The organism is Crystallibacter permensis (genome assembly GCF_025960875.1).
GTDB lineage: Bacteria > Actinomycetota > Actinomycetes > Actinomycetales > Micrococcaceae > Crystallibacter > Crystallibacter permensis.
On the sequence record NZ_JAODLR010000010.1, the window covers coordinates 101304 to 121877 of the forward strand.

17 protein-coding genes and 2 pseudogenes are annotated in these 20574 nt (G+C 64.2%); 5 read left to right on the forward strand and 14 right to left on the reverse strand.

Annotated features, from left to right (window positions below; all coding sequences use genetic code 11):
* Positions 1–14 precede the first annotated feature (14 nt).
* The 10 genes from B0G38_RS13130 to B0G38_RS13175 form a co-directional block, all read right to left on the reverse strand.
* Positions 15–1886, reverse strand: coding sequence for a hypothetical protein (locus B0G38_RS13130; protein WP_264669846.1), 1872 nt, complete (start codon positions 1884–1886; stop codon positions 15–17).
* Positions 1883–3058: a tyrosine-type recombinase/integrase gene (locus B0G38_RS13135; RefSeq protein WP_264669847.1), complete on the reverse strand. Its 1176-nt coding sequence runs from the start codon at positions 3056–3058 to the stop codon at positions 1883–1885. Before B0G38_RS13135 ends, B0G38_RS13130 begins: the two co-directional genes overlap by 4 nt.
* Before the next feature lie 94 nt (positions 3059–3152).
* Positions 3153–3638, reverse strand: coding sequence for a TniB family NTP-binding protein (locus tag B0G38_RS13140; RefSeq protein WP_264669848.1), 486 nt, complete (start codon positions 3636–3638; stop codon positions 3153–3155).
* A 2-nt stretch (positions 3639–3640) separates the two neighbouring features.
* The gene (locus B0G38_RS13145; RefSeq protein ID WP_169997915.1) at positions 3641–5329 is read right to left on the reverse strand and encodes a DDE-type integrase/transposase/recombinase; all 1689 of its coding nucleotides are present in this window, start codon (positions 5327–5329) and stop codon (positions 3641–3643) included.
* Positions 5330–5606: 277 nt separating this feature from the next.
* A complete protein-coding gene (locus B0G38_RS13150; protein ID WP_169997913.1) occupies positions 5607–5885 on the reverse strand; it encodes a hypothetical protein in 279 nt (92 codons plus the stop codon).
* The gene (locus B0G38_RS13155) at positions 5882–6082 is read right to left on the reverse strand and encodes a hypothetical protein (RefSeq protein ID WP_169997911.1); all 201 of its coding nucleotides are present in this window, start codon (positions 6080–6082) and stop codon (positions 5882–5884) included. Before B0G38_RS13155 ends, B0G38_RS13150 begins: the two co-directional genes overlap by 4 nt.
* A 552-nt stretch (positions 6083–6634) precedes the next feature.
* Entirely contained in the window at positions 6635–7636 is a 1002-nt protein-coding gene (locus B0G38_RS13160; RefSeq protein WP_169997907.1) for an ATP-dependent DNA ligase, read from the reverse strand.
* A gap of 288 nt (positions 7637–7924) precedes the next feature.
* Positions 7925–8068, reverse strand: coding sequence for a hypothetical protein (locus B0G38_RS13165; RefSeq protein ID WP_169997906.1), 144 nt, complete (start codon positions 8066–8068; stop codon positions 7925–7927).
* A 51-nt stretch (positions 8069–8119) separates the two neighbouring features.
* Positions 8120–8770 carry a GntR family transcriptional regulator gene (locus tag B0G38_RS13170; protein ID WP_264669849.1) on the reverse strand — a complete coding sequence of 217 codons (651 nt, stop codon included), beginning with the start codon at positions 8768–8770 and terminating at the stop codon, positions 8120–8122.
* Between the two features lie 191 nt (positions 8771–8961).
* Positions 8962–9312, reverse strand: coding sequence for a DsrE family protein (locus B0G38_RS13175; protein WP_169997902.1), 351 nt, complete (start codon positions 9310–9312; stop codon positions 8962–8964).
* A 353-nt stretch (positions 9313–9665) separates the two neighbouring features.
* On the opposite strand from B0G38_RS13175, the gene B0G38_RS13185 reads away from it, so the two are divergent.
* Entirely contained in the window at positions 9666–11075 is a 1410-nt protein-coding gene (locus tag B0G38_RS13185; protein ID WP_169997898.1) for an MBL fold metallo-hydrolase, read from the forward strand.
* 431 nt (positions 11076–11506) lie between these two features.
* Here the strand turns inward: B0G38_RS13185 and B0G38_RS13190 are convergent, their stop codons facing one another.
* Both B0G38_RS13190 and B0G38_RS13195 read right to left on the reverse strand, forming a co-directional pair.
* A complete protein-coding gene (locus tag B0G38_RS13190; protein WP_169997896.1) occupies positions 11507–11875 on the reverse strand; it encodes a hypothetical protein in 369 nt (122 codons plus the stop codon).
* Positions 11876–12250: 375 nt separating this feature from the next.
* Positions 12251–12537: pseudogene (locus B0G38_RS13195) on the reverse strand (DUF1540 domain-containing protein).
* 359 nt (positions 12538–12896) lie between these two features.
* Here B0G38_RS13195 and B0G38_RS13200 point away from each other — a divergent pair.
* The 3 genes from B0G38_RS13200 to B0G38_RS13210 all read left to right on the forward strand — a co-directional run bounded on the left by B0G38_RS13200 (position 12897) and on the right by B0G38_RS13210 (position 17070).
* On the forward strand, positions 12897–13979 hold the full coding sequence (locus B0G38_RS13200; RefSeq protein WP_264669850.1) for a TerC family protein: 1083 nt from the start codon (positions 12897–12899) through the stop codon (positions 13977–13979).
* A gap of 641 nt (positions 13980–14620) precedes the next feature.
* Complete coding sequence (locus B0G38_RS13205) at positions 14621–16039, forward strand: hemolysin family protein (protein WP_074703593.1); 1419 nt, start codon at positions 14621–14623, stop codon at positions 16037–16039.
* Positions 16036–17070: a CNNM domain-containing protein gene (locus B0G38_RS13210; protein WP_074703594.1), complete on the forward strand. Its 1035-nt coding sequence runs from the start codon at positions 16036–16038 to the stop codon at positions 17068–17070. Before B0G38_RS13205 ends, B0G38_RS13210 begins: the two co-directional genes overlap by 4 nt.
* A gap of 217 nt (positions 17071–17287) precedes the next feature.
* On the opposite strand, the gene nhaA is transcribed toward B0G38_RS13210, so the two are convergent.
* A complete protein-coding gene (gene nhaA, locus B0G38_RS13215; protein WP_074703595.1) occupies positions 17288–18658 on the reverse strand; it encodes a Na+/H+ antiporter NhaA in 1371 nt (456 codons plus the stop codon).
* 241 nt (positions 18659–18899) lie between these two features.
* Positions 18900–20054 (reverse strand): calcium/sodium antiporter, encoded by a 1155-nt coding sequence (locus B0G38_RS13220; protein WP_074703596.1) that lies wholly within the window; start codon positions 20052–20054, stop codon positions 18900–18902.
* A 57-nt stretch (positions 20055–20111) separates the two neighbouring features.
* Here B0G38_RS13220 and B0G38_RS13225 point away from each other — a divergent pair.
* Positions 20112–20429: pseudogene (locus B0G38_RS13225) on the forward strand (MFS transporter); the annotation flags it as partial.
* Between the last annotated feature and the right edge of the window lie 145 nt (positions 20430–20574).

The window sequence follows — 20574 nt, forward strand, 5'->3', positions numbered from 1 at the left end:
GAACCATTGGTGGGTCAGCGAAGCCGTCCCGTCGTGGTTGCGGTAGGTCGTGGGGAACAGGGCCAGCCCGGCGCGTTGGGCTCCGGTCGGCCGGTAGCCGTAGCGGGCGGTGAAGCGGTCCAGGGTCTTGCGCTGGCGTTCGGCGAGGATGCCGTAGAGGCGTTCGGGTATGCGGATCGCGGCGTCGTAGTTGCCGACCTTGGTCGGTCATGCCAGAACATCGCCAGGCCGCCGTAGCGGCCGATGCAGTCCCACCGCGCGTTGACCACCTCGCCGAGGCGGCGGCCGGTGATGACGGTAGTCTCCCAGATGTCGCGCACGCCGTTGTCGTTGATGTCGTAGGTGGCGGCGAGTTCGGCCAGATTCGCCTCGTCGGCCAGAGCCCGGGCGACTTCGTCGGGGAAGGGCCGACGCGCGGTGCGGCCGGTGGCGGCGCCGGCGGCCGGGAACACGATGATGAACTCCCGTTCCAGGCCCAGCTGTTCGGCGGCACCGCTGTCGAGGGCCCCGCGCATCAGCTTGCGGACGGCGTTGAACACGAGCGACCGGGTGACGGTGGTGACGATGCTCCCGGTCCCGTCCGTCCGTTTGACGGCCAGTGAAGGAAGCCCTTCGCGTTCGCGGTGGCGCTGGTCGGCGACGAACCGCTGGGCATGGGCTTCCCGCAGGACCGCCGGGTCGTGGCCACCGCCCGGAACGTCGACTTCCAGGAAGGCTCCCAGCTCGGCGGCGGCCCGGCGCAGGCCGTCGACCGGGCCGGCCGAGCGCGGGCAGCGCGGCGACCGCAGCAGGTCCGCCAAGTAGTCCCACGTCAGGTCCCGCAGCCAGCGCTGCGGGATGCCGGTCAGGTCGATGTGGCTCATCCGGTGCGGGAACAGCACCCCGAAGTGCTCGGTCTCCAGGAATCCGGCGTCCTTGGCCTGTTCAGGGGTGAAGTAGACCAGCCGCAGCTCGTGCAGGATCTCCTTGGCGATCGCCCCGGTGAACGCGGCGGACCCACCGGCGCCGAACTCGAAGTCGACCAGCGAGTCCACCTCCAGCGTGCGGCAGGTGGTCACCAGCGACCGGATCCAGCCCAGGTCCCAGCGGCTGGGCCGGGCCCTGCGGGTGTGGACGAACAACCCCCACTGGATCTCGGCCCGCACCAGGGGCCGCAGCCCGCGCAGATTGATCTGCCCCGGCCACGGCTGCGCGGGAACGGCAGCGCACCAGCGCCGGAACGTGGCCTGGTCGCCGTACTCGATCGGCACCGCCTTCCCGAACTTCTCGTATCGCTGCCACCAGCTGTCCGGCATCGCGGCGTCCCCGGGCCGGCTGTCATGGCGGTAGCGGCTGCCGTGCCACGCGCACAGCCCCAGCGGGGAGTCGGCCAGATTCGGGCAGACGACCGCGCCGCAGGGTCCGTAGCCGGGGCACGCCTGTTCGTCGCTTACCCAGGCGGCGAAGGAGTCGTTGTCGTCTCCTTCGCCACTGCGTGCGGCCCAACGGCTCAGATGGCGCTGGCACAACCTCAGGTCGCTGCGGGCCGCCGGGCGTTCAGGGCAAATCCGGCAGATGGTCTCTTCCGTTCCGAGGCGCCGGTCCAGCCCTTGGGCGGCGGCCACGAAGGCGGCCTTGCCCACGCCTTGCTCGCTGTCGTGGGCCCATTGCCGCTGGTGTTCCGAGCACAGGTCCGACCCGCCGCTGCGGGTGCGTTCGCACCCTTCGACCAAGCACTCCCAGCGGTAGACCGCGTGGCCACCAGGAATCGCGATGACGTCCGGTCGGAAGATCGGGTCGAACGACGGCCCGCCGATCAGCGTGGTCAGGATCTCCAGCCGGTCGCGGCCGACCCGGTCCGGACGCTCGGCGAACAGCGGCCGAAGGTACTCCTGCCGCCGCATCACGCCTCACCCCAGACCGCGCGTAGTGCAGCGTCAAACGCCGGATCGTGGACGTCGACGTGCCCGTAGACCTCGTCGACCATCGCCGCCGACGCCCAGCCGCCGGCATCACGGGCGATCAGCAGGTTGCCGTCGGCGGCGTCGAGAACCGCGGACGTGAACGAGTGCCGGAACGCGTGGGGCTTCACGTGCCCCAGGCCAGCGCGTTTCCCGGCCCGGCCGAGCATCCGCCGGGCACCGACCGGGGACCACGGCTGACCGGCATCGGTGCCGTGCAACTGGACCAGGAGCATGCCGTGGTTGGCGCCGGCCGGGTATTCGGTGGTGACGTACTCGAAGTAGGCGTGCACCATCGCCGGACTGACCCGCTTGATCAGCCCGCCGGTCACGATGCCGCGCTCGACCCGCCAGGGATGCTTGGTCTTCGCCTCGGCCCGGTTCGGGTTTCCCGGACGGTGGCAGACATGCAGGTGCGGGGTGCGGCACTGGCCGCAGGCCGCGTTCTCGCGTAGGTGCAGGTCGACCATGTGCAGCCCGCACAGTTCGCCGATCCGCAGGCCACCGTCCGCGAGCCAGGTCACCACCAGCCGGTCCCGGGCCGCGTTGACGGTGGCCAGCAGCTTCTCCCGCGCGCCGTCCGGGAGCATCTTCGGATGCCGACGGTGCGGCCCCGAGGGAGCAAGCGGGTTGGCCGGCAGCGAGGACTTCACGTGCCCGAGGAAGGAGCGGCGCCGGTCCGCTCGCGACGGCAGCCGAGACGTGTCGAGCTTCTTGCCGAGCTCCCCGTTGATGCCGTGGGAGGACTGATGCATGTAGAAGCCCTTCAGGCAGGCCGCCGCGGTAGACAGAGCCGAGCGTCCATAGGGGCGCTTGCCGACCCTCCACGGTTCCCCGAGCGGCATGCGGACCTCGGCGCCGACGATGCCCATGTAACGCTCAAGATCGCGCAGCCGCACCTTGTCGAAGGTCAGGCATTCACGCTCCAACCAGCGCAGGTGGTCCACCAGGTAGTACGCGTAGGTCTTCTGCGTCCCCGAACCCTCATGCTGCCGCAGGAACCGGTCCGCCTCCTCATGGACTGTCCCCTCGGGCCACACGATCGTCCACGACCGCTGCCCATCCTTCCGATTGATCTGCTGGACCCTCAGGTCCCCAACCACAACGCGTCGTACCACTTAATCCTCCATACCGACACCAGAACATGACGAACGTCCCGGTCCCGGTCGGTAAACGGGCCCGTGACAATCGGATCACAGGCTCGAACAGACATCACGAACAACACAAATCACGGTCGGTAAAGTCGATGACAAGCATGCGCACTCCCGTTGAACGCAGCAACTTCAGCGAGATCTGCTCCACGTCGGCCAGACGCCGGCGTGGTTGAAGAGGTGCACCGAGCGCCGCCAGGAGCGCGATGTAGAAGCGCAACACGGAAGGCTCGGACGGCATCTGCACGCACAACACCGGAATGTTTTCCCGGTCTGCCTCGGTCACAGGTAGGTGCCCCCGGCGAAACTTTTCCACGATCATCGACTTGCCGTTGTTCGTCGGCCCAATCAGCAACAGGTTCGGCATTCGCTGTTTGTCCGGCCAGCACAGCAGGGTCTCCAGGCGGGCCACCACCTCCACCGCGCGCGGGTAGCCGATCCACCGGTCGGCCCGGATCAGTTCAACCCGTTCGTTCGCAGGCAATCGGGCCGTGTCCCGCACACTCGGGTGCAGGTGCGACAACTCTGGTGCCTCGTAGTCGGCCATGGTCACCACTGCTCGATCTGATCGAATCGCAGCACCCGGGCCGCATCCGACACCGTCTCCGGCGCCTGATCAGCAAGGGCTTGCGGCGGGAGCAAAGGGGCTGGTATCCCGCCGCGCCGCGTCGTCGCTGCATTGCGGCGGTCGGCGTCGCGTCGCATGCGCTTGGTTGTTTTCGACGCAGTAGCCGCGATCTCTCTCATCTGCTCGATCATGCGGAACAATGCCGCCTCATCCACTTGCGCTAGGCCGCGCTCGTGCAGCCGCGCCAATGCGTGTCTGTGCTCCCACAGGCTCACAGACGGGTTCGCCATCGTCCGGTAAGGAACCTCCACATAATGAACCCCCTCCGGTTCCAACACCCAGATCCGGCTGATGTCCCGGGGGTCCCGACGGATCAGAAACGGCCCAAGCGTGTCGCGCCGGCTGATCCACGGTTTCAGCACGTTCGAGAAATAGTGGACATGGTCGATGACGAATCCCGTTCGCGTCAAGGTACGCCGCACGACGGGAAGGAAGTCGACCAGGAACGCTGTCGGGTTCAAGGCAACCGCCGGCAGCCCTGTGGCCGCCACTCCTTCTGCCCACCGACCGGTGGGCGTCTGCCCCAAGGTGCTGTGGAGGGTGCCGTGGTAGCTGGTCACGGCCAGGGTCATCCATTTCTCCAGCTCGCGCAGGGTCAGCGCCGCTTTCCGGTCCGAGTCATACCGGCCCCGTTCGACGGGATTGGAAAAGGTGGTTCCGGGAAGTTCGTGGATTTGCTGCATCGCGGTGCCGATCACCCTTTCCACGATCCCGCCATAGTGAGGCCGGCCCGGCGGGCGGTAGGCCAGCTGGATACCGTGTTGCTCGCATCCTCGCCGGAGCGCCTCGCTCTTGAATTCGCTGGCGTTATCCAGGTGCAGCTGTCTCGGCTTCCCGCTCATGGACCACTGCGCCTCAATACCCAAACTTTCAAGCGATGGCCTTTTGTCTGTGCCGGCATGCGCCAGGCACAGCCCGACCGACACTGCCGAGGGCGCCTCCAGGGTGACGACCATGCCAACAATGCATCGGCTGTAGACATCGATCGCGACAGTCAGATACGGGCGGCCGATCGGTTGGCGCTCCCGTTCGTCGACGACGATGACGTCGATGACCGTGTGATCGATCTGCACCTGTTCCAAGATTGTGCCGATCACCGGCACCTCGTCCCCGGCAGACTGCAACTGCCGCACCGCATTGGGGCCACCCCTGCGCCGGCCTACCTCAACTGGATTCAGCGCCCGGATTCGCCGCTCGACCGTGTTTCGAGCCGGGACAGGGAGCTGCCGTGCGCGGCACGCTGCAGCGATGTCGCGATACACAGCCGCCAAGGTACGTTTCTGCCGGGTCAGGAACTGCTTCCGCACGATCTCGCGGACGAGGTCTTCGACTTCGTCCAACAGACGCGCGGTTCCTTTCCCTCCGGAGGAGCGGCCCGGGGCCAAATCCGTCAGCAACCCAGACCCGGCGCGATGGCGTTTGATCAGCACATACACCTGGCGTCGCGATATGCCCAACGCCAGGGCAGCCGCATCAACTGTCGCCCTGCCGACGACCGCGTGCGCTGCCAAGGGCGTGATCACCGCCGAAACTGACTTCGTCCGGTCCCACAAAGCATCGGGCATGGTCAACGTGCCCGGCTCACGAATGTGTGTAGATTCTGCATCCACTCCGCTACCTCCCTTGGTGTGCAGAGGAGTAGTAAGCAACATCGACATTAGTGCAGAGGAGTATTGAAAAACCAGCGCTCAACACTCGCCTGCACAACCGCGAAAACAGGCGGCCCGCCGTGCAGGCGAGTATGGAAAATGACAGGTTGTGAACCCTTCCCGCGCCAACGGGTTTGCGTTGCTGCGTTAGGTGGTCCCGATCCCCCACCCCTGTCGTCCCCAGCTGCTGTTCCTGGTGGTGGTCCACCCCGCCGGCGCGGGGTGGACCCGGTGCCGTTTAGGCGGCCGGCGCGGTCTGACCCGTGGCCCCGTATGTATCCGGTTGTGCGGTGTTCCAGCAGAGTCCCTGGGTGCTGAAGTCGTAGCACTTGATGCCCCTGATGGTGATGGCCGGGGCGGTTTCGGGGTTGCCGTTGCCGCTGATGTAGTGGATCCCGTCGGCTTTGACCTCGAAGTCATAGAACCCGGTCTTCGTCAGGTATGCCGGGGCGAGGCTGGCCGGCAGGCACGGCATGGCCCAGCCGTTCCACGTCCGCGGCCGCACAAAAACGTTCACCGGCTCGCAGTCATCGAAGAAGACGAGCCCGGGGCGGTAGTACCGTCCAGGGCTGCCTGCCACACCGGCGAGGCTTTGCACCTGCGGCAGTCCGTGAGCGTCGGATCGATATCGCGGCGCGAGTCGCGGCGCCCGAGCGCGTCGGCGCGGCAAACGAACGAGGAATCGGTGGGCCAGGCGATGAGGTGCTGGGTCATGGTTGTTTTCCTTTGGCGAGGTGTGGGGTGGGGGCAGCGGTTCTGCACCGGCCAGCTCTGCTCTTCCCCCCGTTGTTTTTTGCCTGCTGGCGAAGCTTGCGGAGCTGTGCCCGTCGGAGTACTGCTCAACCCCGCCAGGGGCAAGGGCACGGGAATTTCGGGAGGAAATAAGCGACGCAGGAGCGCCGGACGAAAATCCCGGGTCCGCGGCCGGCCGCAGGCCGGTTGACGGTACGGAGCGGGCACGTATGATCCGTCAGGACAGCAGCAAAAAAGAAAAAAACGCTTCTACAGCCGAGCGCAGCGAGGACCGCTTCCCGATGCGAGCGAGCGAGTATCGGACTCCTGCACACCGGAGAAAAACACCAGCGCAGTCAACAGGTGGTGGCGTTCCTGCCGCCAAGAAGAAGTCCTACTAAATGTATCCATTAGGACGAATGGATATTATGGACAGTCTGGGACGCGGTTCAGGGCACCGTTGATCCGACATTGAAAGTATGGAGACGTCGTCCGGCTCCAGCTCTGGCCGCGCACTGGCAAAGTCGCACTTGTTCAGGGCTTATCGAAGGGTGTCGAAAGCTCCTCCGGATGCAACTCGGGACGGGCACGCAGGAACCTGACGGCGTGGCGGAATGATGTGCCGGTCATCGCGGTGTCGGCTGAGACCTCGACGACGATCGGTTCGACGAGGGTCAGTTCGGTTTCGTCTTTGTCGGCGTTGAACCGGTCGAGGGCCGTGGATTTCACTCGGTGGGGCCAGGGGTGGCCGGGTCCGGCCGGTTGCAGCTGGGCTCCGAGGAGTTTCGCGGCCGCGGCCTTGAGCGGGGCGGAACGGCCGACGATGCGCAGTTCGCCGTCGATGGGCAAGCCAATGACGATGGCTTCGGGCCGGTTGATGGGACCGACAACTGCTCCGCAGACCACGTCGGCGGATTCTCTGTGCTTCAGCTTTTGCCAGATTCTCTGGCCTCCCGCGTAGGATTCTGTGGTCTTTTTAATTATCAAGCCCTCTACTCCTGTGGCCGGCAGTTCCTTGAACCAGGTTTGGGCTTGTGCGGGGTCGGTGGTGGCGGGTGAGAGGTCGAGCGGGGCTTCCCAGTCTTTGGCGAGTTCTTCGAGCAGTGCGCGGCGGCTGCTGAGGGGTTCCTGTCGGGTGTCGTGTCCGGCCACGGCGAGGAGGTCGAACGCGACGAAGTGTGCCGGCTTTTCGCGGACCAGTTTGACCAGGGACTTGGCTGAGGTCGTCAGCCGCTGCTGCAGCGCGGAGAAATCCAACCGGTCATTGGACCAGATGACGGCTTCGCCGTCGATGAGACAGCCGGGCGGCAGCTGCAGGGTGGCTGCCGCTAAGAGGTCTGGGAAGTAGCGGCCGAGGTTTTTGCCTTGGCGGGACCATAAGGAGGTGTCTTCCCCGTCTCTGGCGATTATCGCGCGGTAGCCGTCCCATTTCGGCTCTGCTTGCCAGGATCCCGCTGTCTTGGGGATGTTCTCCGCGACGCGGGCGAGTGCAACTGCCACGGGTGGGCGCAGTCCGGGCGGGAGCCTGGTTTCCATAAACTAACACTACAAACCTTGCAGCCCTGCCACTGCCGTGGGGCCCGTTTCTGGGCCTTCGCAAAGGGAATCGCTCGTGAGCGATTAAATGAGTGGGCACCGGCTGGTCTGGGAGGTTGGGGGATTACTCCTGACCATGGCCGGTGCCGTGTTCACTCGCACCTTTGAGGTGTCTACGACGTTAGCGCTGGTTTATGTGTGCAGCTGCAAAGTTTCCTGACGGTTGGCTGAGCGCCAGAGAATCAATCCCCAACCTCGGCAACGACGCCTAAGATCTTCTCGCGCTCGTTAGCGTGTCGTCATGACGGAAAGTACTTGCCAGCCTTCGGGGACCTGGGCCAGCAGTGCTTCGCGCGCCGCCGCGTAGTCTTCGCCTTCGGCTTCGAGTTCTCTTGTTTCCATGGGGCGGATAACGCCCTTTACCTTCACCACAGCATGATCCTAGATCAGCGCCGGCCCTCGCGCCGTTACGGCGCGTGTTGGCTAGGACACCTGCGGCGTGGTGACCGAATCAGCGGCCAGCCATCCTGCTTGTTGCCTCCCCGGGCAGCGCTTTAGCGGTGGTGGCGTTGGTTCTGGGCTGTGCCCGCCCCAGCGTGTCAGGCGGCGGCCGGAGGAGATGTTCCTATAGACAAATCGGCGATATGGATCGGTGCCTGTAATTCTCGTTTGTACGGGCCGATCTTCGCGCGGAAGACCTATGGACTTCCGGCGACATGCGCAACCGCGTATGTTCCGTTTTGGTTTGTGGGGAAGAGAGCTGTCCCGTCGGGAAGCACGGCTATGGGCGGAACTCCACGGTCTGGAGTGGTTCATACCGGATTCCTGGATGGAAGCCAGGATGCTGTAGATCGGGCCGTAGGCGGTGCTGCTGCCCGCAACCACAGCAGGCCTACGCCCAGGCTGGGCAGTGATATGTCCAGCCTCACGCAACGGGCGCAACGCAGCCCTGATCGTCCCCCTGCTCACGCCGTAGCGTTTGGCCAGCTCCACTTCCCCCGGGAAGCCCGAAGCGAAAACGCCGTTATGAATCTCTTCCATCAGGTCGGCGCTGACCTTCTTCCACAACGGCGCGCCGGTCCCGCCGGAGGCAGACAGCCTGGTGGGGGAAGACGACGGCTGGTGAGTGTCCATGAATGCCTCGACTGCTATTTGCGAACATTGCCGTGGTATGACACTAACGTCATTGCCCGGAGTCCGCTTGTGAGACTGAGTCACTGCGCCAGACGCGTGAACACGGACCGCGAATACGCCCTGTACGAAACGAAACCTGCGCCATGAGGGAAAGTAAACGCTGCCCTAGCCATCGGCAGCCCGACCCATGCTTACACCCGAAGGTAAGCTGCGCCGTCGAACTGACGGTGGGCGATGTGCGCGACGGCCGCGGGGATCACTTTCACCCCTGAAGGCAGGGCGGAAGGGTCGATCCCGGCGGACCGGAGGCTGTTCCCGCAGGCATAGACCGATACTGAGGGTTCCGGAACCTCTGCGATCGCCTTGTCTCCGATGAGCTGACCGACGCTCGGTCCCTGGACGAGAATTTCGATTTCCACGTCGGGCAGCTCCGCTGCGGCGTTGCCGGCGACCCGCATTGCCATGGCAAGGTCCGGGAAGGGCTCGTGCCCCGGTCCGGCCAGATGCAGGACCAGCACCCTGGGTTCAGATGTCGCGCTCATGCTGAGCGTCCGAACAGTCGACTCAGCCAGTTGCCGGCTCCGGAACCTTTTTCCTTTGTGGTGGTGCGCCCGTTGACCGTGGAGCAGGTGCAGCGCTCACTGTTGGGTACGCCTCGCATGACCTGGTCGACGTGGTTACCGCAGCCACTCCAGGTGGTCTTGCGGCAATACATGCAGGTGGTTGTCCGACACATCTGTGATTCCTTTCCGTTGAATCAAACTGTCACCATAATACCCGCCGGGGTATTTCAGGGCGAGTCCGGAGGCACTTGCGCGGATACCCCCCTAGGTATTATTGTTGTTCCCAGAGCGATACCCCCCTAGGTATCTGAAAGACTATCGGAAGGAAGATCATGCTTCTTGAGCGTATTTATGACGAGGATCTGGCCCAGGCGAGCTACTTCATCGGCTGCCAGGCTAAAGGCGAAGCCGTAGTGGTCGATGCCCGCCGCGACATTACCCCGTATCAGGAGCTGGCAGCCGCCAATGGGATGAAGATCGTTGCGGTGACCGAAACCCACATCCACGCCGATTACCTCTCAGGGACGCGGGAACTGGCCGAAGCCACCGGGGCGGACATGTATGTCTCCGGTGAGGGCGGAGATGACTGGCAGTACGGCTTCGGCGCCGAGCGGCTCTACGACGGCAGCACCATCACCTCGGGCAACATCACGATCAAGGCCGTGCACACGCCCGGTCACACTCCGGAGCACCTTGCCTTCCTGATCACCGACGGCGCGTTCAGCGACCAACCCGGGTACCTCCTCTCCGGCGACTTCGTCTTCTCAGGCGATCTCGGCCGGCCTGACCTGCTGGATGAAGCCGCCGGCGGGCTGGATACCCGTTTTGTCGGCGCGAAGCAGCTCTTCGCGAGCCTGCGGGAGAAGTTCCTGACCCTGCCCGATCACGTGCAGGTCTACCCCGGCCATGGTTCGGGCAGCGCCTGCGGCAAGGCCTTGGGCGCGATCCCTTCCACGACCGTGGGCTATGAGCGCCTGTACGCATGGTGGGGTCCGTACCTTGCTGCCAATGACGAGGAAGGCTTCGTCCGCGAACTTCTCGACGGGCAGCCGGATGCTCACGCCTACTTCGGGCGGATGAAGCGGCAGAACCGTCTCGGCCCGGATGTGATGGGGCCCCGCAGTGAGCTGCCGCAACTGGACAACCAAGCGCTGGCCGGTGACCTGACGGAAGACCGCGTGACCTTTGTTGACACCCGCTCGAACGGTCAGGTGCACCAGGGAACAGTGACGGGGGCCTTGAACATCCCCGCCGGGACGAAGATGGCCAGCTTCGGTGCCTGGGCGTATGACCCGGAAACCGATGACCGGCCGCTGGTCCTGCTGGCACCGGACCAGGAAGCAGCGCAGGAAATGTGGGATCACCTGGTACGGGTAGGCATCGACAACGTCACCGGCTTCACCCCCACCCTGGACGGGCTGCCGATGACCACACCGAAGGTACTCGCACCCGGTGACCTCGAGGACTTCGGCGCAGCGCTGCTGCTCGACGTGCGGAACAAGACCGAACACGCCGCCGGCAGCATCCCGGGCTCCAAGCAACTCAGCGCCGGCCGGGTGCTCTGGCACCAGGACCAGCTCCCCTCCGAGGGCACAATCGTTACCTTCTGCCAGAGCGGGGTCCGGAACTCCGTCGCGGCCAGCGCCCTGCGCCGCGCCGGGTACGACGTCATCGAACTCGACGGCAGCTACGCAGGCTGGGCAGCATGGAACGCCTCCCAGCAATCAACCTCGGTCAGCTAACAGCCCGACTCCACCGACAGGCAATGGGCCCGCTGCTTATGCGCGGGCCCATTGCCGTGCCCACACCCTGACAACTCCCGGAGCACCTGATGGCACGCAATTATCTGGCCGGTACGGCCAAACTCGGCTTGAGGGCCAACGCCGCGCAGTTCAGTTTGCTGCGCACTCGTTGGAGGTGTGGTCGGTGCCCGCAACAACTCCACCCCCTGATGCCGAAAATCATGGTGGGTAGCAACCGGTCAACCCACTGTGGAGTCCAACAAGACCGGGGGCAGTCCCGGTTGCCGTTGTCGTCTACTGGGGATAGCTGACTGAACGTTGCAGGGGTATCAGATCGTTGCCCCGCAAGCCGATTCTTGACCCTGATACGTGAAGCGTTTTTCCTCTGCGAAGAGCCCGTGATCTGATCCCGCCTGCGGCGGAACCGGAGGTCAAGCCGCTGCTGATTTCCGGCGGCGGGCGGCGATGAATGAGCGGATGCCGAGCACCACATAGATGATGAGCAGGACGAAAGTGATCGTGCTGGTGATCACCGCGGCAGGACGGTCAGCCTCCCCGGCGAAGAGAGCGCCGAGCTGCAGGACGTTCATCGTGGTGCCGAGGACGCCGAGCACTGCCACAACTAGGGCGATGTGGATGCCGATCTTCTGATTCTTCAGGCCGATGAGGCCGGAGATCAGTATGACACCTCCCAGGACGGCCGGGATCAGCGCCGTCCAGCTGGCGAAGGCGGCGATGATGTAAGCGGTGACGCCGAGGGCGATGAGAACGACGCCGAGTCCGATGGTGATGCGAGCCATGCCGCTCCTTACGCTGTTGGTGATTTCTTCTACACAGCGTAGTAGAAATTCGATCACGACTGGGACCGCTGAACTAAGTCATGAAAAGCCGCCATTCGAAGTTAATAGTCACAGGCACTTATCCGCAGCCAACAGGCGCACGCCAGAACGCATCATGTTATTCCTGTGCCGAGTGAAGCTGTCACGCGGACAGTACTTGGAACAGGGGTGGTTAGCCGACCCAGTGCACCAGACATGCGTCAAGGGGGGGGCGGGGCGCCACTCCAGCAGCCCACTGTCAGACGGCGGAGTCCCTTCGGTATCACCGAATGTTTGGCAGCCAGCGAGCAGCAGGATCCTCCAACTGAAGTTTTCTTTCGCCGTGCAGCTTCTGGCCTAATTTTGCGCGTAAGTGAGGCAGTCGGCGTTGTCCGGACCAGGTCCGACGTGGACTTCGGCCGCCGTGCACATCAAATGACCGTTGTGGACGCGCATTCGGCTCGCTGGCATGCCCCGACACCGGCCAGGACCTTGGGCAGGCCACCGTGTGTGCCGGTGCCGATAAAGGTGGAGCAGGAGGCATGGTCTTGTGTGCCACCGACGGTAATTGCGGCGGCATTGCAGGCAGAGTGGTCGTTGAACGAACAGTTGGTTACGCTGCACTCTGCTACATGCGTTGTCATCAGGGATCCTCCGTGCTTCGGTCGCCCGGGCCGGGTGGCTCCAATACCTACGGTAGGCCAGTCCAACCTCATCAAAAAGACCCAAATATCTGATCTAATCTCCGCCGTCCGTGGGGTTCGACGGTAGTAATAACATCGCACGGTCATACGATGCGGCATGCTCCCTGGCATGATCGTGTCGGTTAGGATGACGGTTTTGCATAGGTTAGAATTTACTCATCAAGGGGAGTACTCCCGTCTGTGATCGGCCCGTCATTACGGATGCACTGAAGCATCTCGGGTCGTCGGTTCCGGTGTCGTCCGGGCGGAGGAGACCTTGGCGTATCCGTTCAACGCCTACCCCCTTGGGAGCCACCCTTATGCAGGTCACACCTATGATCTGGCTCATCACCATTGCTGTGACGATCCTGTTCTTCGTCTACGAGTTCTTCGCCCACGTGCGTAAACCCCACGAGCCCTCCATCGCGGAATCGGCGCGCTGGTCGGCGTTCTATATCGGGCTGGCACTGCTGTTCGGTGTGGGAATCGGCACGGTGTCGGGATGGACGTTCGGCGGGGAGTACTTCGCCGGGTACCTCACCGAGAAGGCGCTGTCGATCGATAATCTGTTCGTCTTCCTCATCGTGATAGCCGGATTCGCGGTTCCTAAGAAGTACCAGCAGAAGGTGCTGATGATCGGCATCATCATCGCCCTGGTCTTGCGCGGCGGGTTTATCGCGATCGGGGCGGCCCTGATCGAGAACTTCTCCTGGGTTTTCTACCTCTTCGGCGCCCTGCTTCTCATCCTCGCCTACAAGCAGGCCTTCGGCAGCCACGAGTCCAACCCGGCCGAGGGCAAGTTCATGACACTCGTGCGCCGGGTCCTGCCCGTCACCAACGAGTATCACCAGGACAAGCTCACCGTGGTGAAGGGCGGGAAGCGCTTCGTCACGCCGATGCTGCTCACAATCATCGCGATCGGTTTCGTGGACCTCATCTTCGCCGTCGATTCGATCCCGGCAATTTATGGCCTGACCAACGAGGCCTACATCGTTTTCACCGCCAACGCGTTCGCGCTGATGGGTCTGCGCCAGTTGTTCTTCCTCATCGGAGGACTGCTCGAGCGTCTGGTCTACCTCGCCCAGGGATTGGCCGTCATCCTCGGCTTCATCGGCGTCAAACTCGTCTTCCACGCCCTGCACGTCAACGAGCTCCCCTTCATCAACGGCGGGGAACCGCTGCTCTGGGTGCCCGAGATCCCCATCTGGTTCTCGTTGCTCTTTATCGCCGCCACCATCGTCGTAGCGACCGCCGCGAGTCTGCTCAAAACCCGCGGCGACGAGAACAAGGACGACCGCTCACTGGTCCAGGGCGAACCGGTGATCACCGCGGACCCAGAGGGCCGGGACGAGGAATCCGAAATCGGCGAGAAGACAATGTCCACGGCAGACATGTCCAAATAGCACCCCGTCGGCAGCTGTGAAAGGGGTGGCCCACCGTGGGTTAGGATCGCTACCCGCGTCCCCCGGTCACGAGACAACGCCTGAATAGAGCTCGTGACCGGGGGCCTAACGTATGCCTGTGAGTATGTGCGGCACGTACGTCGCTGTCATCCTGCCGTTCCCCTTGGCAGGATGACGTATTGGGCCGTTATCGGCATTCTCCAGTCCTTCCCACGCGTTGTGCAGTGAAGATAGCCGTCCTATTTCGGCTCAGGGGCAGTAGCCCTTCCACGCACGCCGTACGGGGCACCTTGTCGGGCTTCCCTTCGTAACATAGAACAGCGTCTGCACACCGGTGGTCGTTGCGCCGTCGAGGAACGACCCACGGGTTGGTGCATGGCGCATCAGGATTCGGTTGCGGCCGCTCCCGCAGCTGTCTCGCCGGGACCGCGCTCTCGTTCCTGCCGGGATCACCTCGGTAGGAATGGTTTAGCATGGAGCGTACCCGTCAATTTTTGGAGAGTGTAGAGCAGTAGCATGGGTCGATCAGCCGCCAGAGACGGGTCGTCCGACGACCCCGGCGATAGTTGTTCCACTTCCGCGATATCTGAGAACGGCCGCAGGCGCCGGTCAGGCCTCCCTGGGGTAGGGGAAAATACCCGATGATCGAAGCGGTATTGACGCTCCTTCTCGGGATTATCGTGATTCTTGCAATCATCGCGGCCAACGGTTATTTCGTGGCGCAGGAGTTCGCCTACATGTCGGTGGACCGCGCCAGCCTCGGAGCGCGCGCCGCGGCCGGCGACAAGGCTGCGCAACGCGCGCTGAAAGTCACGCGCCGCACCTCGTTCATGCTCTCCGGCGCACAGTTGGGCATCACTGTCACCGGACTGCTCATCGGCTATGTCGCCGAGCCGCTGGTGGGCGAGTCCCTGGGTGTACTGCTGGGTGGTGCCGGGGTGCCGGCGGCGCTGAGCATATCGGTGGGCACGGTGAGCGCGCTCGTCGTGGCCGCTGTTGTGCAGATGATTTTCGGTGAGCTGTACCCGAAGAACCTGGCGATCGCCAACGCCGAACCTCTCGCCCGCGCTCTTGCCCGGTCGACGACGATTTATCTCGCGCTGTTCGGGTGGCTGATCACGGTGTTCGACCACGCGGCTAACGCTCTCTTGCGTGCCGTGCGTGTCGAACCGGTGCACGACGTTGACACGAGCGTGACAGCCGAAGATCTTGAACGCATTGTCGCTGACTCCCGGGAGAGCGGTGACCTGCCCGAGGAGCTGTCGGTGCTCATTGACCGCATCCTCGACTTCCCCGACCGGACCGTCGAACACGCCATGATCCCGCGCTCACAGGTCGGCACCGTTACACCGGACACGACCATGGGCCAGCTGCGCGCTCTCATGGCGCAGGAGCACACCCGCTACCCGGTGATCTCCGAGACGGAGGAGCCGCTCGGAGTCGTCCAGCTCACGGACCTACTCCGCAGCCGCGCGCCCGAGGAGGCCCCGGTGTCTTCCATCATGGTGCCCCCGCTCGTACTGCCAACGCTCATGTCGCTGCCTGACGCGCTGGCCAAGCTCACGCGGTCGCGCAACGAGCTTGCCTGCATCATCGACGAATACGGTGGCTTCGCGGGTGTCCTGACGGTCGAGGACCTGTCCGAGGAACTGGTCGGGGAACTCACTGACGAGCATGACGACGACCCGCCCGCTGTCATCACGCCCGAGCAGGAGAACACCTGGCGGATGAGCGGTGATATCCACGTCGACGAAGTCGAACGCGCCGTCGGCTACGAGTTGCCGGCCGGTGACTACGAGACCATCTCGGGTCTGCTCATTGCCCACCGCGGTGAACTGCCGGTCACCGGCGAGGTGCTGCGGGTCGAGCTGCCCGACGACCCTCGTGATCTGGTGTTGGATCGACCTGTCCACCGTGTGCTCGAGGTTGAAGTGCTGGAACTTTCCCGGCACGTCCCCAGCGAACTGCTCGTGCGGCTTGTCCGGACCGCCGCTGACGGCGCAGGCTGCACGGATGAGACCGCGATCGGCACCGAGGCCGAGACCGAGGAGGATCGATGAGTGATCCGCTGATCGTGACCGCCGTGACCGTGCTGCTCATCGTACTGAGCGCGTTCTTTGTCATTATCGAGTTCTCACTGCTCGGTGCCCGCCGCCACCGGCTCGAGGCCGAAGCTGCGACGAACCGGTCCGCCCGTGCGGCGCTGCGCGGCATCAACGAGCTGACGATCATGCTCGCCGGTGCGCAACTGGGTATCACCGCAGCCACTTTCGCCCTCGGCGCGGTTACCAAACCGGCCATCGACGCATGGCTGGGCCCCGTGCTCGCGTCCTGGGGGACTCCGGAGCAGTTTGCCGGCGGCGCCGCTTTCGCCCTCTCGCTGCTGTTCGTGACATTCCTGCATCTAGTCGTGGGCGAGATGGCGCCCAAGTCCTGGGCGATCGCGCACCCGGAAACCTCGGCCAAGCTCATCGGTGTGCCCGCGCGCGGCTTCATCTGGTTGGTGCGACCGTTGCTGAGCTGGGTCAACGAGATCGCCAACCGGCTGGTCGCAGCCAGCGGAGTAACTCCGTTGGACCGTGCGGTCGTCGGCGGCCAGGACGTCGACACGATCCGACACCTCGTTGAGCACTCCGCGTCCGTCGGTGCCCTCGACGCCTCCTTCCGCACCCAGCTCTCCGGTGTCCTTGAGCTCGAGAAGCTCACTATCCAAGCGCTGATCGCACCGGGCGGCGCGCCGACCATGGTGCCGGCCACAGCCACGGCCTCCCATGTGCAGGAAGCCGCCGCCCGCTCGGGCCACCTACGCATCCTCGTGGAGGACCTGGACGGGGGCATCCCCGGAGTCGTTCACGTCCGCGACACACTGCTCGAATCGCTGGAAAGGCCGGTTAGTGAGCTGACCCGCCCCGCGTTCACGCTCGACGCCGGAACACCGGTCTACGAGGCCCTTGCCCAGATCCGGGCAGCCGGGGAGCAACTCGCCGCCGTCATGCACCACGGGCGTTTCGTCGGGGTGGTTACCCTCTCCGACGTCCTGTGCCGGGTCCTTCCCCGAGAACTCACCCAGGAGAAGCACACCGGTCAATGACGGGCGGAGCGCCGGAGGAGCAACAACTCCGGGAACGGTCGAAAACTGCGAGAAGGGCGGGCTTGAGCCCCCTGAGGCCAGCGATCAGCCACACTTAATCGCGGCACTCTACGGCCTGAGACCTATCGAATCCGGGAATCGCGAAAACCCTGGGGGCGGTCCGGAACCGAGAGTGCAGGGATCGTTCCGGTCGAGGATCAGGTGTTGAGTGCCGCTCCTACGGGCGCCCGTCCCTGGCTTCATCGTTCTGGTAGATGTCGGGGACGCCGTCGTGGTCGGTGTCGATGGACTCGAGATTCTCGATAGCCCGGTAGTGGCGGTTGCGGGCCTGCAGCAACGCTCCGGCCAGCAGAGCCGCTGCCACAGAGCCGGTGAGGACCGCGACCTTGGCGTAGTCGGTGTCGACACTGCCTGCAGCGAAACTCAGCTCGGCGATGAGCAGGGAGACGGTGAAGCCAATCCCTGCCAGCAAGGACACGCCCACCAGGTCGATCCATTGGAAGGACGGGTCCAGGCGCCGGCGGGTGATCTTGGTGGTGAGCCAGGTGGCACCGACGATCCCGATCGGTTTGCCCATGATGAGCCCGGCGATGATACCCACAGCGACGGGGGCGGTCAGGGCTGTGGTGAGTCCTTCCCAGCCACCCACTGCCACACCGGCAGAAAAGAAGGCGAACACTGGCACTGCGAACCCGGCAGAGATGGGGCGGAAGCGGTGTTCGAATTCCTCAGCCAAACCCGGGCCGGCCTCAGGTCCGCCGCTGGCCTTGCTGCGCATCACCGGGACTGCGAAACCGAGCAAAACGCCGGCAACGGTGGCATGGACGCCGGCCTCGTGAACCAGCACCCAGACCACCAGTCCCAGGGGCAGCAGGATGATCCAGAATGCCCAGGCGTGCCGGCTGAAGAACCGGGAGAAGCGATGCGTGAAGAAGGCGAAGACTGCCAGCGGGACCAATGCGAGCAGCAAGGGCGTGAGCGCTACGTCATCGGTATAGAAGACGGCGATGATTGTTATAGCCAACAGGTCATCCACCACCGCAAGAGTCAGCAGGAACAACCGCAACGCGGGAGGTAGGTGGGAGCCGATGATGGCCAGCACCGCCACGGCGAAAGCGATATCGGTGGCTGTGGGAATAGCCCACCCGCTGACCGTCTCCGGGTTCACAGCGTTGAATGCAACGTAGACGAGCGCCGGAACAGCAACCCCACCGACGGCTGCGGCGACCGGGACCACGGCCTTGCTGAACTGGCGCAGGTCACCGGCCACGAACTCCCGCTTCAGCTCCAGACCCACGAGGAAGAAGAAGATGGCCAGCAACCCGTCGGCCGCCCATTTGCTGAGGCTGAGCCGCAGGTTCCAGGGCTCGTAACCGATCTCGTAGTCACGCAAGGCGAAGTAACTATCCGCGGCAGGAGAGTTCGCCCACACGATGGCGGCCAGTGCTGCAACGACCAGCAGTATGCCCCCGACGGTCTCTTTACGCAGGATCTCCCCGACACGGAGCACCTCGCGGTAGCTGCCACGGTGGAGGCTATCGTGGCTGTGATCCTCCGGGCCAGTGGTGGGGTCGTCGTGGCTGGACATGGGCGGCTCCTTGGTCTCCGGGTTCGTCGAATGTGCTCATGCCGACTAGATTTCCTTAGCTCACCAGATCGACAGTCTACGCACGGACCGCCTCGACAGCCACCCCTTGTCCGGTTCACCTCCGGCTGGCAATGGCCAGCAACCGGAGCGGGCCCGGGAGCGAGCGCCCCCACACGGTCGCTGCCGCTGTGCCGGTAATGTGTCCGCCTCGTCGATTCCGGCCCGAACCGAAGACCCCGGACTAGGGCGAGGTTCGGGTCTGGTCCGGGTTCCGGCGGCCCTTGTGGAGCCCGATTTCGTAGGCTGTGAAGGAGATGAGGGTGGCTGCGATCAATGGTAGTACGAACCAGGCCATGGCTGCGGTGAACCCTTCCAGGGCATCGTGTGCGGTAGCGGTCAGAACGACATATCCGGTGTAGGCCAGGTACAGCCCCACGAACAGGATGCCCTCCCAACGCGCGATCGCGAAGCCGGTGAACGCGACGGGCAGCAGTGCCACCGCGGCTGCCAGCATCACCGGTATATCGAAGGCCACCGCAGCAGCGGATACGGGAATGCCCTCAAGAGAGATCAGGGCGGGCAGTCCGAGCACCACCCCAATGTTGAATATGTTGCTGCCGACCACGTTACCCACGGCCAGGTCTCGTTCACCGCGGCGCACCGCAATGATGGATGTCGCCAGTTCGGGCAGCGACGTCCCGACTGCCACTACAGTCAGACCGACCACGAGACTGCTCACGCCCAGTGTGGCGGCAATGCTCACCGCGCCTTCCACGAGCAGTGTGGCACCGGCCACCAGTAAGGCGATCCCCAGCAGCACGAGCAGGAGCGATTTGGCGAAAGAGTCCGCAGGCGCCGCCTCTTTCTCTCCGGCCGAATCGGCGGTAGCTGAATCGGCGGTAGGCGAACCCCCGGCCGGGTCCGGCGTCGTGGGGATCTTCGCGTCGCGGCGGCCGATAACGACGGTCATCACAGTGTGCACCACCACGACGCAGAAGAGAACCAACCCATCCACGGCACTGATCCTCCCGTCCAGGGACACGAGGAGCACCCCGACTGACAGGGCGACCATCAGGGGCAGGTCAAAGCGCACCAACCGCTGCTTCACAGCAAGCGGAACAACCAGTGCGGAAAGTCCGAGGATGAGCAGGACGTTGACGATGTTGCTGCCGACAACGTTGCCCACAGCGAGCCCGGGTTCGTCGCGCAGGACAGCGCCGATGGTCACGGCGAGCTCCGGTGCTGATGTGGCTGCCGAGACCACGGTGAGCCCGACCACCAGCGAGGAAATCCCCACGCGACGGGCCAGCGCTGAAGCCCCCCGCACCAGGAATTCCCCACCCAGCACCAGCAACACCAGCCCAGCCACGATCCGTCCCACGTCAAGTGCATCCATGGGTAAGAGTGTACGGAGCACAGCCCAAGTCCTGCGACCGGCCAGCAGCAGACCGTCCTGCCCCTGCTGGCCGCCGAGGACTTCGGCCTGACCGGTTACACGGTCATCTTCACCTATATCGCCGCGTTCGGAATCACCAAGGCAACCAGCAACTACGCCGCCGGGATCCTCGTCGACCGCCTCGGACGCAAACCCGTCCTCCTGACCGGCTGGCTCTTCGCCGTACCGGTCCCCGCGATGCTCATCCTGGCCCCGGACTGGGGATGGGTAGTCGCGGCAAACGTCCTGCTCGGCATCAACCAGGGCCTCACCTGGTCAACCACGGTCGTCATGAAAATCGACCTGATCGGCCCCGAAAAACGCGGACTCGCCATGCCGGACGAAAATCCCGGGTCCGCAGCCGGACGGAGTCCGGTTGACGGTACGGAGCGGACACGTATGATCCGTCAGGAATCTCAATGATGTTGTCAACGGATTCCTGCGGGTCGGTTAGGGCCCCGGTCACAATGAGGTGATCCAC